General features: G+C 67.1%; 12 protein-coding genes. 2 read left to right on the forward strand and 10 right to left on the reverse strand.

The genetic code is table 11. The features are described from left to right. Positions 1-3,084: 3,084 nt before the first annotated feature. The 4 genes from ACQVLG_RS23795 to ACQVLG_RS23810 form a co-directional block, all read right to left on the reverse strand. A complete protein-coding gene (locus ACQVLG_RS23795) occupies positions 3,085-6,306 on the reverse strand; it encodes a glycosyl hydrolase family 18 protein (RefSeq protein ID WP_474291263.1) in 3,222 nt (1,073 codons plus the stop codon). Next, the gene (locus tag ACQVLG_RS23800; protein ID WP_474291264.1) at positions 6,279-7,388 is read right to left on the reverse strand and encodes a hypothetical protein; all 1,110 of its coding nucleotides are present in this window, start codon (positions 7,386-7,388) and stop codon (positions 6,279-6,281) included. The genes ACQVLG_RS23795 and ACQVLG_RS23800 overlap by 28 nt, the downstream gene beginning before the upstream one ends. Positions 7,389-7,475: 87 nt before the next feature. Beyond that, positions 7,476-7,811, reverse strand: a complete 336-nt coding sequence (locus tag ACQVLG_RS23805) for an immunity protein Imm33 domain-containing protein (RefSeq protein WP_230537666.1) — start codon at positions 7,809-7,811, stop codon at positions 7,476-7,478. A gap of 7 nt (positions 7,812-7,818) precedes the next feature. Further along, positions 7,819-8,199 carry a hypothetical protein gene (locus ACQVLG_RS23810; RefSeq protein ID WP_474291265.1) on the reverse strand — a complete coding sequence of 127 codons (381 nt, stop codon included), beginning with the start codon at positions 8,197-8,199 and terminating at the stop codon, positions 7,819-7,821. 107 nt (positions 8,200-8,306) lie between these two features. On the opposite strand from ACQVLG_RS23810, the gene ACQVLG_RS23815 reads away from it, so the two are divergent. Continuing rightward, a complete protein-coding gene (locus tag ACQVLG_RS23815; protein ID WP_474291266.1) occupies positions 8,307-8,708 on the forward strand; it encodes a GFA family protein in 402 nt (133 codons plus the stop codon). A gap of 111 nt (positions 8,709-8,819) precedes the next feature. After that, entirely contained in the window at positions 8,820-9,071 is a 252-nt protein-coding gene (locus ACQVLG_RS23820) for a DUF3297 family protein (protein WP_474291267.1), read from the forward strand. 87 nt (positions 9,072-9,158) lie between these two features. Here ACQVLG_RS23820 and ACQVLG_RS23825 read toward each other — a convergent pair whose 3' ends face one another. From ACQVLG_RS23825 to ACQVLG_RS23850, 6 genes are all read right to left on the reverse strand, one after another. Further along, complete coding sequence (locus ACQVLG_RS23825; RefSeq protein ID WP_474291268.1) at positions 9,159-10,028, reverse strand: HvfC/BufC family peptide modification chaperone; 870 nt, start codon at positions 10,026-10,028, stop codon at positions 9,159-9,161. After that, positions 10,018-10,953, reverse strand: a complete 936-nt coding sequence (bufB, locus tag ACQVLG_RS23830; RefSeq protein ID WP_474291269.1) for an MNIO family bufferin maturase — start codon at positions 10,951-10,953, stop codon at positions 10,018-10,020. The genes ACQVLG_RS23825 and bufB overlap by 11 nt, the downstream gene beginning before the upstream one ends. After that, positions 10,953-12,977, reverse strand: coding sequence for a ferritin-like domain-containing protein (locus ACQVLG_RS23835; RefSeq protein ID WP_474291270.1), 2,025 nt, complete (start codon positions 12,975-12,977; stop codon positions 10,953-10,955). The genes bufB and ACQVLG_RS23835 overlap by 1 nt, the downstream gene beginning before the upstream one ends. A gap of 282 nt (positions 12,978-13,259) precedes the next feature. After that, positions 13,260-13,907, reverse strand: coding sequence for a hypothetical protein (locus ACQVLG_RS23840; RefSeq protein ID WP_474291271.1), 648 nt, complete (start codon positions 13,905-13,907; stop codon positions 13,260-13,262). Then, the gene (locus ACQVLG_RS23845; protein WP_474291272.1) at positions 13,904-14,248 is read right to left on the reverse strand and encodes a hypothetical protein; all 345 of its coding nucleotides are present in this window, start codon (positions 14,246-14,248) and stop codon (positions 13,904-13,906) included. The genes ACQVLG_RS23840 and ACQVLG_RS23845 overlap by 4 nt, the downstream gene beginning before the upstream one ends. Then, complete coding sequence (locus tag ACQVLG_RS23850; protein WP_474291274.1) at positions 14,203-14,760, reverse strand: hypothetical protein; 558 nt, start codon at positions 14,758-14,760, stop codon at positions 14,203-14,205. The genes ACQVLG_RS23845 and ACQVLG_RS23850 overlap by 46 nt, the downstream gene beginning before the upstream one ends. Positions 14,761-14,782 lie beyond the last annotated feature (22 nt).

A 14,782-nucleotide genomic window follows, 5' to 3' on the forward strand; every position in this document is an offset into this window, starting at 1 on the left:
CGCGCGCGCGCCGTCTCGGCACTGGCCTGGCCCGCTTGCAGCATGGCCGCTACGGGCGGACTGAACTGGTTGCCTTGCGCGCTGCTCGCCAGGCTCGTCTGGCTGGCCAGATAGGCGCCCAGGCGGCCCGACGTCCAGATCAGGCTCAGCGTTTCCGACATGGCCGTCTCGGCCAGGCCCGCCAGCGCCATGAACTGGATCAGGCGCGCCACGCTGCCGTCGAGCGCCGCCAGTTCCGCCTTCGCATCGGCCGCGATGCGGCCGTTGTACTGCGCGATCCAGCGCTGCTGCACGGGCTGCACCGCGCGCTGTATCTGCACCAGCAGGCTATTACCGATGATCAACAACTGGCTGTCGACCACCTGTCCCGCCACCAGGCGCAGCTGCGCCACCGGCTGGCGCGCGCCGCGGAAGGCCACCCACAGCGTGACTTGCCCCTCGTCGCTGGCCAGCGACAGGTCGGCCACGCGCAGGACGTGGGCCACGGCCAGCACGCGCTGCAGCTTGACGGCGCGCCAGCCCAGGCTGGGACTGGTCAGGAAGCGCGACATGCTGCCCAGGTGGCTGGCGCGCTCGGCCAGTTGCGTTGCCGCAACACTCTCCACTTCCAGTTCGGCCAGGTCGAGCACGGGCACGGCGTCGAACATCAAGCCATGCAGCAAGGCCGCGTCGCCCAGCCGGCCTGGCGGCAGCCGCCAATCCTGGCTGCCCTGCACGGGAATGATGGCGCGGCAGCGCGCCGCCAGGCTCGCCAGCGCCTGCACATAGTCGTCGAGCAAGCCGTCGAGGAACGGTTGATTGTCGGCAAAATCGCTGAGAAAGCCCTGCAGCGTTTCCGACGGTGCCACGATCAGCTCGTCCAGGTCGGCAATCATGCCCTGCGGATGGTCGGAAAACTGCATCAGGTGTTCGGAGACCCATAACAGCCGGCTGGCCAGCGTCTTGCCATAGGCGGCAGAAAAATACACGCGCTGGCTGGCTTCCTCGGCCCCCGTACTGCGGCGCACATAAAAATCATGGCAGTCGCCGATGCGGTTGATGCTCACCTGCCCGGCCTGGCGCGATGCCACGCCCGCCGGCAGCGGCCAGGCTTGCAGCCAGCTGCTGTCGAGCGTGTCTTCCAGCTTCCGGCGCGGCAGGCCCAGCAGCTTGTTGCGCACGCCGTTCACCAGGCGGTTGCGGTAGTCGGCCAGGCGCGCGGGGTCGTCGGCCAGGCGCGGGCCGTCGGCCGCCGCTGCCGTCGCCCCGTGCAAGCTTTCCGTTTCGGCGTTGGCGATGGCGATATCCATCGTCGCATAGTCATCCATCAGGCTGACGGTCATCATTTCTTGCAGGTAATGCAAGTCGCTGCCCAGCCTGTCTTCGATCAGGTCGAAACGGCGCTCGACGCTGTCGAAGCCCCGCTGCATGGCCAGCAGCACCTGCGCCGTGGCTTGCCGCGTCTCGGCGCGGCCGGCGGCAAAGCCTTCGTCCATCTGCGCCGACAGTTCCGCCATCTGGCGCCCCAGTTCGCGCCCCAGGCCGTCGATCTTGTCCTCGATGCCGTCCAGGCGGTTGTAGATGCCGGCCTGCATCGATGCCAGCTGCTGCGACATGGCGGCCAGGCTTTCCTGCAAGGCCTTGCCCACCTCTTCGATCTGCTTGCTCAAGGCCTTGTACATTTCCTCCATCGGGTCGGGCGGCGGGCCGAAGATGGCGCACTGCACGATATTGAACGCGGCCATGCCGATGGAAAACATCATCGAGATGCCGCCGCCCTTGCCGATCGACCCGAGCCCCTGCATGGCGCGCATCTGTTTCCAGCCATAGGCGATGGTGGCCACGGCGATGCCGATCTGCACGATGCGGTTGGCCCACGTCAGTATGGTCTTGGCCACTTCCGCAAACTTGCCCGAGATCACGCCCTTGTCGTGCAGCCAGTCGAGCGCCGAGGCGCCATAGTGGGCGATGCTGTCGGCCAGCAGCGCGTAATCCTGCATCTTGCTGAGCTTGCGCTGGGCCGCCTCCAGCTGTCCCTTGAGCTTGGCCTGCTGCTCGAGCTGGCGCAGGCGCTGCGGGTCCATGTCGCGCTTGCGGCGCAGGCCGTCGACTTCGCCGATCGCCTTGCTGCGCGCCGCGAGCGCGTCCTTTTCCACGCCGTCGAGCCGCGCATGCTCGTGCTCGAGAGCGTCGTCATACAGGTCGTCGGGCAACAGCTGATCGTCGCGCATGCCCGCCGGCAACTTGACGTCGATACCCGCCTTGCGCAGCTCGGCCGCCGACATGCCGAACGGCTTGTTTTCCAGGTCCCGGACCAGCTCGCGGCGCGCGCGGGTATTGCTCAGGGTCGCATCGGCCTGCGCCGCATTGCGGGTCAGCTCGTCGATGCGCGCCGTGTACGGGCTTTTCAGCAGGCGCTCGTCTTCCTGCGCCTGCAGCTTGCTGTCGACCAGCATATTGTTTTGCCACGTCTGCACCATGAATTTCATCTGCGTGGCGCGCACGCTCTGTTCCAGGCGCCGCCTGCGGCTGGCTTCTTCGTCGACGTCGGGCGCGGGCGGCACGGCCGCCGCCCCGGCCGCCGCGAGCACGCGGCGCACGGGGGCATTGCTGCTGCGTGCCGGCAGCGGCGTGACGGCGTCCGTCTGCTCCGGCAGCGCCGTCGGGTCCTGCGCCAGATAGGGCGGATCTTCCGCCCAGCTGAACCACTGTTGCGCATACGCATTCACATCGCCTTGCGGTATCCAGGGCGCAGGCGCGCGCAGGGCCAGCAAGGCAGCGGCGGCGGGCAAGGCCAGGGCGGCGCCCTGCGGCGTCGTGCACGACCACAGCAGCAATTGCTGCATGGCCAGGCCGGCCATGGCCGCGCCGCCGGAAAATTCCCCCAGTGCCGTGTACGGATCCTGCACCGCCGCCAGGTCGGAAGCGACCAGCCGGCGGGCGTCCAGCTCCTGCTGGTGATAGTCGCGCACGACCACGCCCATGCCGCTGACCAGGGCATCGGCCGCGGCCCCCATGGGCGCGGCCATCCACGGCGCCATGTCCAGCAGGGCCGTCACCTCGTTGGGCAAGCCCTGCACGGCCAGCCCGGGGCGCAGCACGGGATCATCCCAGCCGTTCGGCGTCAGGGCGTCGCGTCCGGCCTGCATCAGCATGCGGTAGTGGGCCGGGGCGCGCCGGGACAGGGGTTCCTGCGGCGCACCAGCGGGCGCCGGCCAGCCCAGCTCCACCAGCGCGGCGTAATGCAGCAGCGCCAGGTCGCAGACGGCCGGTTCGCTGACGAGGCGGTAGGCGTCCGGACGCTTGGGACGCGCGGCGGCGGCCACCAGCTGGCGGCACTCCTGGCGGCGCAGGCCGCGCCTTGTCCGGCGCCGTCCAGACGGCATCGATGGCGGCGATGAAGGCGTCCGGGTCGGCATGGCGCTGGCCCAGCAGCTGCGCCAGCACCTGACGCAAATCCTCGCCCACGCCCTCGGCCTGCTTGCAATCGTCGGCCCGGGCGCCGTCCGGCACCAGCACGTGCATCAGGCAGGTATCGCCTTCCCCGCGCGCGGCCGCCAGCAAGGCAGCGTCGATGGCGTAATCCTGCACCAGGTGCTGCACTTGCCGCGCCGTTTCCGGCAGCACCGGCGCCAGCGCCGTGGCGATCAGGGTGGCGAGGCGCGGATTATCGCTCAGGAAGGCCGCCGTCGCGGGCGCGATCGGCGCGCCCGCCAGAGGCAGGTCGGGCAGCAGGTAAGGCGTGCTGGCCAGCAGTTCCGGCGGCAGCAAGGCGGCCAGCACGGGCTCGTTCAGCAAGGCGCTCGTGCGTTCGGCGTTGCCGCCGCTCCACAAAGGGGCGCCGGCGGCCGTCAGCTGGGGCACGATGGCGCAGTGCTGCGCGCGCAAGGCCGTTTCGGCCACGCTTTCCTGGGCGCCGCTGGCCGCATCGGTGGCCTGCAGGTCGGGCGGCGCGCCTTCCGCCAGCGCTTGCGCCATGCCGGCCTGGTTGCCGGCGGCCGCCAGATGGTGCAGCCAGGAACGGCCGTCGTCCCCGTCGCGCCAATTCCAGCTGGGCTGGAGACAAGCTTGCGCGCGCGGCCAGCTGCGTGCCGCCAGGTAGCGCAATTCGGCCCCCCTGGCGATCACCACGTCGCCGTTGTCCAGCACGGCAGCCGCGTCGGCCGAACGGCTACCGCTCAGTCTCTGCAGCATCACATAACCATCGCCGCGCCGGCCCCAGAACATGTACGCGCCGTCGCTGATGCTGAGAAAGCCGCCCTGCGGCAGCGGCAGCAGCGCCCGCCCAACCTGCTCGCCGTCGCTGAGCGCGCTCCACGCGGCGGGCTGCGGCCGCTCCGGCTGCAGCGCCGCCGGGCCATAGGCCTGGTAATTGCCGTACGCCGTCAGGGCCGCCACGGCGCCGTCGGACAAGACGCTCAGGAAGGCGATGGCGCCCCAGTCTTCCGGCTTGGAACGGGGCACGGCCGCCTGCAATGCCAGCTTGCCGCCCTCGATCTTCCACACGGCCACCGAAGGCATTTCATCGCTGCGCGTGCCGCCGCTCAGCAGCAAGCCGCCCGGCAGCGCGACGAGCGCGTTGGCCGCCAGCGGCATGGGCGGCGACACCTGCCATGCCTGCTCGCGCAGGACGGGCGCCGTGACGGTGCGCAGCGCCGTGCCGTCGAAGAGCAGCGCCTGCTCGCCCCAGCCAGCAAGCAAGCTCCCCGCCCGCGGCGCCAGCCCGGCAGCGAGGCGCAGGACGGGCGTCTTGCTGTCTTGTACGTCGATGCGTGCCAGGTCGCCATTTTGCTGCAGCACGAGCAGGCGCCCCGATGGCAAGGCCAGCAGCGAGACCGCGGGCGCGGCCAGATGCCAGGCGGATCTGGTTTCCCACTCCCACGGCGCGACGGCACGGTTGGGCGCCATGATCTGCACGGCGCCGTCCGCCAGGGCCAGCGCCAGGCGTCCTCCCGGCAGGGCCGCCATCGCCAGCACCCCGGCGCTGACCGTCATGTCGCGGCTTTCCAGCGAGGCGCCATAGTCGCACCCCACGTTCCACAGGGGCCGGGCCGGCAGCGCCGTGCCTTCTTTGGCCGCGCGCCGGTACAGGCTGAAATCGGGCAATTCCCGCAGCTCAGGCTGCGCGGGCGGGCGTTCCTGGCGCAGTTCGTCGCCGATGGCGCGCAGCAGCGAGCGCGGGTCGCTGGCCGGCAAGTCGCCCGACAAGTCCCAGGCCATGACGCCGCCCAGCGATTCCGTCTTGGCATAGCGGATCTTCTCGCGTATCGACGCGGGATCGTCATACGTCACGGAAATGGCCGGCTGGCCATCGCGCGCCGGCACGTACAGATACGGCGCCCTCGCCTTCGGATGCAGGCCGGGCGCCACGAAATTGGGAAACTTGTCGGAGCGGCTGCCCAGCTTCATCTGGCTGGCGATATGGCTGTACAGATAGGTGCCGGGCTGGTCGGCGAACTGCCCTTCAGCGGGGCCATCCGTGCGGCAATTGATGCCCAGGCGCGCGTCGGGGTCGCGCTGGCCGCCCGCTTCCGGCACCACTTTCACGCCGCGCCCGTAGATGGGCAGGCCCAGCGAGAGCTGCTGGCGCGTGAAGCACAGGCGGTCGGCATAGCCGAGCATGGTGGTGAGCGTCTCGCGCACGCCGCTCGGCTGTTCGCCCGCGCCCGCGTCCGAAGCGGGCAGCATGGGCGCGTTGAAATCGGAGTATTTCAGCCATGGCCCGCCGTAGTCGTACGTCATCATGTGGATGGTGTCGACCAGCCGTCCGATGGGGCGCCAGTAAGTGTCTGTGCCGGACGGCAACGTTCCGCTGTCGATCAGACGGATCTTGGGCGCCGCGGCCGGCGAGGCGATGCCCAGGTAAATCTTGCGGCGCTCGGGGTTCAAGCCGGGGTTGGCTTCGGCGGCGCGCAGCGCCTCGAGGATGCGCACGTAGGCGGGGCCGTCCTCCTTGCCCGGATACTCCCAGTCGATCTCGATGCCGTCAAAGCCCATCAGCACCACGCTTTGCACCATCGCCTCGGCAAAGCGCCGGGCCTTGGCCGGGTCGGTGCCGACCATGCTGAACAGCTCTGCCGACGGCTGGATTTTTTGCTGCAAGGCGGCCGCAAGCGCAAGCTGGATACGCACGCTGTATTCCGCCGGATAGTCCTGGCGCCTGCCGTTGCCGACAATCGCGCTGCCAAGCACCAGGGCGACATTCCCCCAGTACCCGCTCAGATACTGCGTCAAGAAGCCCTTGCCCCAGGCAAAGCGCGTGGCTGTCGCGCTGGGTTGCAGCACGCTGCCGTTCACCGTCAGCGGCTGCCACAGGCGGTAGTACATTTCGCTCCCGTCCTCGCCCTCCTGACGCGGTACAGGCTGATCGTGACACCGTCGTTGAGCGGCACATCGCGCGCCGCCGACTCCTGCATCTCGCGCAGGGTGACGCAGTCGCCCACGTCGAATTCCACCACCTTGGGCCAGCCGCCGACGATCAGGTGCACTTTCAGGTCGGGATTGAGCTGTTTCATGAACTGCAGCGACGACAGCTGCCAGTCGTCGCCCCAGGGATCGGAACTGGCCGGCGTGCCGTCCAGGTTGATCGTAAACATGCCGTATGACAGCTCGTTGATGTTCTGGAACGGCACGTCGCGGATGAAGACGTCGCGCTGATAGCCGAAATAGTTCGCGTAATAGCCGAGCGAGCGGCGCGAGAAAGCGGCGGCCGAGACGAGGCCGCGGCAGGACTGGTCGATCACGCGGCTGCGCTTGTCGCCCATGCTCGCTTGCAGCAGGTCGAGCGGCACTTCCAGCCAGTCGCTGCTACCGTCAAGCTGGACGCGGATCGATGGCAGGCGGGTCAGGCCATCGATCGAGGAGCGGCAGACCAGGTATTTGAAACTGCTGACATATGACAGGTCGCGGCCCAGGTTGGCCGGGATCACGGCCGGCTTGCGCAGATAGCGGACCTGGTAGACATATTCCGGCATGCCGCCCGGGTCCATGCGGCCCGCTGCTTCCGTGCCGACACTGACCACGGCCACATAGTCGCCGCCCTTGTAGCTCACCGCGCGCGAATATTCCGCCGGATGCTCTTCCGACGAGGCCAGCGCGCCCCATGGCGCAAAGAACACGTCCGTGGCGGCGATGGCCCGCTTGTCCAGCGGACCTTCGTGCTTGTTCATTTCCTCCAAGAAAAACTCTTGCTTCTTCGCCGGCCAGTCCTTCTCTTCTATCTTTTTCGCCGCCATGATGGCATCGAGGCTGTTTCCGCCCACGACCGTGCCGATGGCGATATTCAGGGTGATTTCCAGGCTGGAAATGTAGAGCTCCTGCTGGCTGGCGTTCAGCAACACGATCGTGTCGACACCGTTGCGCTTGTGGAACTGCCATTTCAATCCGACTTCCGCGGTAGACTTTTTCATCTCGGCTCCGTATCCAGGGAGATTAAGGAAATGAAAGTCTAGTCCACAAGAAATATTTATAACTGAGCAAAACTTACAGGCACAGGCCTAGTCCGCCGCCTCCAGCCACACATCCTCGTACCCTTCCCGGTCGAGGATGAACCTGGCGCCGCTGGGCAAGGCCAGGTAATCGAGCACCTGCGGCAGCATCTCGTGCAGGTGTTCCGCGTGCAGGGGCTGGTAAAAGCCGCTGGCGTCGTCGTGTTCGCCGCAGTGGATGAACCAGCTGATGGTGCCGTTTTCGGGCAGCGCGACGCGCGTGCCGTAGATGGGCGAATGGGCCAGGCTGCCGATGGCCAGGGCCACCATGGGTTCGGGCGCTTGCGCCGGCAAGCCGAATTTGTCGCAGATGCGCTGTTGTGTTTCGCTGATCGGTACGGTCATGGTGCTTTCAGGATCCAATATATCGGTAATGGAGGCGCAGCGCGCCCTCGTGGCCGGACATTTCCAGGTGCAAGATCGCTTCGCCCGGCTTGCCGTCGGCCAGCAAGCGGCATTCCAGGCCCAGCGGGCCGGCGTCGCTGGCATATGCGTCGACGGCGGGACGGCCGCCCTGGCCCGGCACGAACGCCTGCGCCAGCGGCGCCAGGGACAGCGCCTCGTTCGCCGCAAAATAGCTGTCGAGCATCTCGATGATTTCCCCGGCAACCGCCGGCGACAGGGCCCAGTCGCGTTGCAGCGCAAGCGGGTCGCGCCCGTCCAGCGTCCGCACGAAGGCCGCGGCCTGCGCGTAGGCCTGCTGGCGCAGGCTGTCGGTAACGGCCATTTCCATGCTGCGACTCCTTGTTCTTGAACAGGCGCCATTATAGTGCGCGGCCCTGCAGATGTCGCCATGCCGGCAGTTGCATGACAGTACGGCAACCCTGTACAGTAGGCGGAATGAAAAAAACCTACCATGGCAGTTGCCACTGCGGCGCCGTGCGTTTCGCGGCCGAAATCGACCTGACGGCCCCGAGCCTGCGCTGCAACTGTTCGTTCTGCCTGAAAGTGCGTTGCTGGGCTATCCTGGTGCCACCCACGGCCTTCCGCCTGCTGGCCGGTGAAGGGGACCTCAGCGAATACCGTTTCGGCGCACGCCGCGAGCGCCACTATTTTTGCCGCCACTGCGGCGTGCGCCCATTTGGCCACGGCGATTCTGCGCGCAGCGGTCCGTTTGTCGGCATCAGCGTCAGCTGCCTTGATGACTCTTCGGCGGCCGATCTGGCGCGGGTGCCCGTCACCTTTGTCGATGGCTGGCACGACGACTGGGACACGCCTCCGCAGGAAACGCGGCATTTGTAAGGGAGGTACGACGGCAGGGAAAAGAAATGTGGGCGTGCCATGTCGCATGGCGGCCAGATTAGCATGCGCTGCCCGTTGTCTGGATCGGCATTCTGGGCGATAATTACGCCCATGAACGATACCACTACTACCTTACCCCCATTGCCCGATCGCCTGTCGATCGACCCGAGCAGCCCTTACCACGTTGCAGCCGTGTTCGAAAACGACGTCGGCATCCGCTTCAACGACAAGGAACGCCTTGACGTGGAAGAATATTGCATCAGCGAACGCTGGATCAAGGTCGCTTCCACCAAGTCCCTCGACCGCCGCGGCCGTCCGCTGCAGATCAAGCTGAAGGGCAAAGTCGAAGCGTTTTACCGCTAAGCAACACTCAGCAACACCTGCGGTTATCGCTGCAGTTGTCATCGAGGCCGATTTGCATCGGCCTTTTTTGCGTCCGCCGCTTTCCGCTCACGCCTCGCCGCTGAAGACCAGCCCGGCCGCGGCCGCCATCGGCAGCCACAGCATGGCGTCGGCCAGCACCTCGTCCGGCGCCCTGCCGCTGGACTGCGCCGCCTGCTGCGCGCACTGCGCCAGCGTCGCGCCCCCGCCCAGCGCCTGCAGCCAGTGAAATTGCCAGGACTGCAACTCGTGCATGGCAAGCCGGTAATGCATGCGCGAAATGGCCACGTAGGCGGGACTGGCCTGCGGCTGGGCCGGCATGGCGTCATCCGCCGCGGCCTGTGCCTGTTGCCAGAATGCACACAAGGGAAACGACAGGGCCAGCAGCCGCGCGCACGGCGCCAGGCGCCATGTCTGTGTATTTCCCAGCAGCAAGTCCAGGCCGGAAGGCAGCATGGACGGCGCCAGCTTTTCCAGGCCCGGCGCCCTGCCCGCCTCGCTGCGCGCCCGCTCCAGCCGCGCCAGTTCGACGGGAAAGCGCAAGACCGGCCCCTGCGCGCCGGCCGCGCCCTGGCTGGCGGCGAGAAAATCGGCAAAGCCGCCGCCCAGGTCGTACAGGGTGGGCGACGCGGACGGGTGGCGCCAGACATAGGCGCGGGCAAAGAACGCGAACAACTCGTCGCCCATGACCTTGCGCAAGACGGGATAGTCGGCTTGCAGGCATTCGAGCAGGCGCTGCACATAGCCATCCGCATGGATGTGCAGCGGCGCCGGCCCGCCACGCGCCCGTTTCAGCACTTGCTCCTGCGTCAGGCCGTGGCGCTCGCTGGCCAGCTGCGCGCCGCGCGCCACGCCGCCCGGCGCCGTCATGGCCGTCAAAAACCACGCCTGCAATTGCGCCAGCGGGGCGCGGGCATCCCCATCGGCGCTACGGGGCATGGGCAGCCTCCAGGTGAAAGCCCAGCGGCGCCGACACGGCGGCGGCAATCTTGGCCGTGGCGGGCGCCGCGTCGGAAAACTCCCCCCGCCCGGCCGCGCGCGCCTTGTCCAGTTCAGCCAGCAGCTGCGGATAGGGCGGAATGTCCGCATCCCATTCCAGCAGGGCCGACACGCCGCCCGTCAGCTGCTGCACCAGCGCGTACAGGCGCCAGACGGCGGCCGGCACGGGCGCGTCGTGCGTGTCGATCAGCACTGCGCCGCAGACGGTGGGCCCGGCCAGGTGGATTTGCACGATGTGGTCGTGCGGCAACTGGCGGATGTAGGCGGCCGCGTCATAGCCGTGGTTATGCGCGGAAACGTGGACATTGTTGACGTCGAGCAAGATTCCGCAGCCCGTCTCCTCGGCCAGGCGGCCCAGGAATTCCCATTCCGGCATGCAGGACTGGGCAAACTCCACATAGGTGCTGGGGTTTTCCAGGATCAGGGGCCGGCCCAGGAATTCCTGCACTTGCCGCACTCTTCCCGCCACGTGGCGCAGGCTGGCCTCGTCCAGCGGCATGGGCAGCAAGTCGTGGCTGTTGAGCGAGGCGGCGCCCGTCCAGCACAGATGGTCGGAAATCCACGCGGGGCGGATCTCGGCGGCCAGCTGGCGCAGCTGGCGCAGGTAGGCCAGGCTCAGGGGATCGCTGCTGCCGATCGACAGCGACACGCCGTGCATGACGATGGGCACCTGCGCCGCCACCTGCTCCAGCACGTGGCGCGCATAGCCGTGGTTGCCGATGAAATTTTCGCTGATGATCTCGAACCAGTCCACCTGCGGACCGTGTTCCAGGATGTGCGCGTAATGGGGCGGACGCAGCCCCACGCCCAGGCCCAGGTTCGGCAGGCCCAGGCGCGGCTGCACCCCGTGCGGGACGCCCCGCATCAGGTCGACGGCGGCAAGGCCAGGCGCAGGTCCGTGGGCGCCGGCGGCGCGCCCACCGGCGTGCCGCGCGCGGCCATCACCTTGCCGTAGGCTTCCCAGGCCTTGTCGTAGACATTGTCGCCGAGCGCGAAGCTCATGCTCTGATCCAGCGGAATGCTGTGGTGGTCGGGCGCGGGACCGAAATCGTACAGGGTCATGGTGGCGGGCTCGGGCGGATCCTTCTTCGTGGTGTTCGGATACAGCTGCGAGGCCGAAATCGGCACGGCGCAGCCGCCGAAGCCGCCGCATTTGTTGTCGCTGGGCGCGCTGTAGACTTTATCGTCTTCCGGCGGCGGTGGCGGCACGTAGCACTCGGTGCCCGGCGCCGCGGCAGCCTTGACCGAGTGGCCGCAGGACGAGCCGCCCGTGTCGGGCTGGGCAAAGCCGCAGCCGCCCTGGGCGTGGCAGCCGTTGGAACCGCGGCAGGTGTGGTAGACGGCCAGCGCAGCGCAGGTGGACGACGCCTCGCCCTCCAGGTGCATGCCCTGGCAGGCGTGGTACAGCACGCCCTTCTCGACCAGCGGCACGCCCGTCGCCAGGTTCGGCGCCTGGCCCAGTACGGCCCAGCAGATGGCCATGCGGTCGCCCGCGCCCACCATCGACGGATACGGAAACTCCAGTTTCTGCTTCAGCCAGTACTGGTCCAGCACGGAAGTGATGCCATAGATGGCGCCCGTGGCCACCGTGCTGAGCATTTCCAGGGTGCCGCTGCTGTCCTTCAGGCGGTTCAGGGCGCCCGCCACGGCAGCGGGCGCGGGGATGTTCTTCGGCGCGGTGGCCGGGTTGTAGCGCTCGTTGGTCAGCATGGCCTCGCTCCAGCGCCCGCCTTCCTTGTGCCAGGCGGCCCAGGTTTTCACGGGCAGCATGGCCTTCACCTGGCCGAAGCGCTCGTAGTGGTCGTAGGCGGCGCTGTCGTGGCGCGCGGCCGCATCGCGCGATTCGGCGTCCTTGCCATTGTTCGCGTACGACGGATAATCGCACTTCAGGGCGGCCAGGTCTTCGCGGTAGTCGGGCTGCACGGCCTTCAGGCGCATGGCCGCGTCGCGGCGGTAGCGCTGGATGGACGTTGCGCTGCCCTCGCCCTGGTCCGTGATGGCCGCCATCATGTCGATGGCCTTGTTGAACGAGCCCGTCTGGCCGCCATCCTGGTCCTGCGGGCCGAAACAGGTGTCGAACTTGGGAAATTCCGCCCGTGCATGGCCCTGCACCTGGCTGTTGAACATGTCCTGCTGCACCGAGCCGTTGACGAACAGCTTTTGCCACAGGGTCTGGCCATCCATGTATTCGATGCTGATATAGCGCGCGTAGCACTCATACATATAGCCGATGGTGCCGAACAGGGGCAGATCATGCACGTGCTTGCCCGGCGTCCAGCCCACGAACGGCACCTCGGGGAAATATTTGGTGTGGTCGTGCGCGTCGAACTTCGCCAGGTGGGCCCGCGCCTGCTGTTCCGGCTGCTCGATGGCGAGGAACAGGTCGCACTGGTTGGCGTTCAGCTCTTCCAGGTTGACGCGCACGTGGCTGTAGTCGGCCGTATCGCGCAAGTCGACGATGTGCGGGATCAGCGTGCAGTCCTTGCCGTAGCAAGTCCAGCCGTGGTCTTGCGATTGCAGCTCCGAGCCCGTGAAGCATGGCGCCGTGCCGATGGCCGTGGCCAGGTTGGCCGCCATCTGCAGGTGCAGCATTTCCTGGATGAAGACGCTGAAGATGATATTGAAGGCCTTTTGCTCCGCCAGCTCGGGCCGCGCCGTGGTGCCCATGCCCGGCCACTGGCGGCCTTCATAATAGGTGATGCCTTTCGAGTTGATCTGGTGCGTGCCCTGGATCGAGTACATGGTGGCCATGTACAGGGGAATCGTGAACAGCTCGACGCTGACGGCCGCCTGGGCGATGGCGCGCACTGCCGCCGTATCGGTGGCCAGCATGTCGAGCGGACGGTTGCTGATGGCGGCCTGGGTGCTTCCTAAAACGGGCATTTTCATTCTGTATCTCCACAGGAAGGATGCGTTTCGGATATCGGGCCGGATCCGCGCCATCTGCGTGCGCGGGTCCCGGCACAGAAATCATACGCCTGAGAAAGATATTTTTGCGACAAGATTTATGCGCTGGCCGCGGTATTGATCTGCGTCAATTCAGCCGGGTTTTCAGCGTACAAATAAGCGTTTTACGCCGTCATTCGATGACAATTGAATAGAATCGGCAAAACGCGCGCGTGTATAAGCGCCGCACCGTCCAACGCCGGCGCGTGGCTTGCATGGTGATAGTCAGGCGGCCGGCGGCGGCTGGTAAGCGCAAAAGCCGGGCCACTGGTCGCGGCTGTCGCACACTTTCAGGCAGCCTTTATTGTCCTTGAAGGTGGCGACCACCTTGATGGGGAAGCCGTATTTTGGCGTGGTGGCCAGGAAGGCGGACGGGCAGCTTTGCTCGTTGCTGAAACGGAAAGTGATTTCTTCGCGGCGGCCTTTGCGCTCAAAGCCCAGCATGAAGGTTTCATTGCTGTTCCACTGCGCCTTGCCCGGCACGCGGAAGCGGTAGCGCGGGCTGCCCGGCTGCTGGCCGTCAAGTTTCTGGCCGAAGACGCGGCTGCTGGCCGTGGCCGTCTCGACCTTGGCGATCGGATACGGCACGGCAAACATGTAGGTGCCGGCAAAACCCTGGTCGAAGCCGAGGCCCTTCTGGTAGAACGGCACGACGATATGCGGCGCGCCCCCGTATTCCACGGTATTGCGGGCCGTCACGCGCGACGTCAGCTTGTCATCGGGCGCTTGCCCGAAGACGACGTCCACTTCCACCAGCGCCTGGCTCTTGTCGATGTCTTGCGCCAGATAGTCCCTGGGGGCGATTTCGCTGTGCACGCAGCCGGCCAGCAAGGTGGCGGCGAGGCAGCCGGCGATCAGTCTAGGTATGCTCATGGCTGTTTTCCTTCCGGCGGCGCGGAAGCGAGGCCCAGTCCCGTCACTTGCCAGCCGCCCTTGCCTTGTTTCCATTGAAATTGCTGGCCGAACCAGGCCAGCTCCAGCTCGCGCCGGATGCGGTTCGAATCCGTGCGGCCCTGGCGCGCCTTGATGGCGGCGCCCGCCTGCGCGGAAGCCGTTTCCGAGATCGGTTTCAGCCAGCGTTGATAGGTGTCTGGCGGCAAGGCCAGCACGCCGGCCACGCCGTCGTCGCGCGTGGCGACGATGATCCCCACCTTCGTCAGCGCATTCGTCAGATACGCGCCGCGCCGCCCGTCGGGCGAGACGGAGACCAGCATGGCGGGCGCGTAATCGCCCGTGACGCCGCCCGGCACGTCAAACCACAGCAGCTCGCCCGTGTCCGTATCGAGCGCGCGCGGCCGTCGCGGGCAAACAGCAGCATCTCGGGACGGCCCGGCTGCGGCACGCCCCATTCGGGGTCGCGCTCCGTGCGCACCATGCTGTCGCGCTGCAGGGGGCTGATGGGACGCATCAGCGGTTCGCCATTCTGCACGCCGATGAGGATGGTACCCTGCCCCGTATAGCCCTTGGTAAACGCCAGCAGCATGGGCTGGCCTTCGCGCCTGGCCTTGAGGGGCCGTACTTCCACCACTTCGCGCGCGCCGCCGGGCCAATAGCCGTGCTTGCGGAAAGTCAAGGTGACAAGCGGGTCGTGGCGGTCGTGCGTGACGACAAAGTCGCCGTATTGCTGCATCACCGGCACGTATGGCGTTTGCGCCTGCGCGGCGGGCAACATGGCGGCAGCCAGGGTGGCGGCAGCCGCCAGGCGGTGTAAAGGAAAGAACAGCATGGCATCCTGTGAAGGTCGCACT

Source organism: Janthinobacterium sp. TPC_1, from assembly GCF_056037845.1.

Excerpts from the sequence above, each read along its gene's own strand:
- ACQVLG_RS23810 (WP_474291265.1), bottom strand. The coding sequence starts at position 8,199 with ATGGAAATGGCCGTTACCGACAGCCTGCGCCAGCAGGCCTACGCGCAG.
- ACQVLG_RS23815 (WP_474291266.1), top strand. The coding sequence starts at position 8,307 with ATGAAAAAAACCTACCATGGCAGTTGCCACTGCGGCGCCGTGCGTTTC.
- ACQVLG_RS23795 (WP_474291263.1), bottom strand. The coding sequence starts at position 6,306 with ATGTACTACCGCCTGTGGCAGCCGCTGACGGTGAACGGCAGCGTGCTG.
- ACQVLG_RS23800 (WP_474291264.1), bottom strand. The coding sequence starts at position 7,388 with ATGAAAAAGTCTACCGCGGAAGTCGGATTGAAATGGCAGTTCCACAAG.
- ACQVLG_RS23825 (WP_474291268.1), bottom strand. The coding sequence starts at position 10,028 with ATGCCCCGTAGCGCCGATGGGGATGCCCGCGCCCCGCTGGCGCAATTG.
- bufB (WP_474291269.1), bottom strand. The coding sequence starts at position 10,953 with ATGCGGGGCGTCCCGCACGGGGTGCAGCCGCGCCTGGGCCTGCCGAAC.
- ACQVLG_RS23820 (WP_474291267.1), top strand. The coding sequence starts at position 8,820 with ATGAACGATACCACTACTACCTTACCCCCATTGCCCGATCGCCTGTCG.
- ACQVLG_RS23850 (WP_474291274.1), bottom strand. The coding sequence starts at position 14,760 with ATGCTGTTCTTTCCTTTACACCGCCTGGCGGCTGCCGCCACCCTGGCT.
- ACQVLG_RS23840 (WP_474291271.1), bottom strand. The coding sequence starts at position 13,907 with ATGAGCATACCTAGACTGATCGCCGGCTGCCTCGCCGCCACCTTGCTG.
- ACQVLG_RS23845 (WP_474291272.1), bottom strand. The coding sequence starts at position 14,248 with ATGCTGGTCTCCGTCTCGCCCGACGGGCGGCGCGGCGCGTATCTGACG.
- ACQVLG_RS23835 (WP_474291270.1), bottom strand. The coding sequence starts at position 12,977 with ATGAAAATGCCCGTTTTAGGAAGCACCCAGGCCGCCATCAGCAACCGT.
- ACQVLG_RS23805 (WP_230537666.1), bottom strand. The coding sequence starts at position 7,811 with ATGACCGTACCGATCAGCGAAACACAACAGCGCATCTGCGACAAATTC.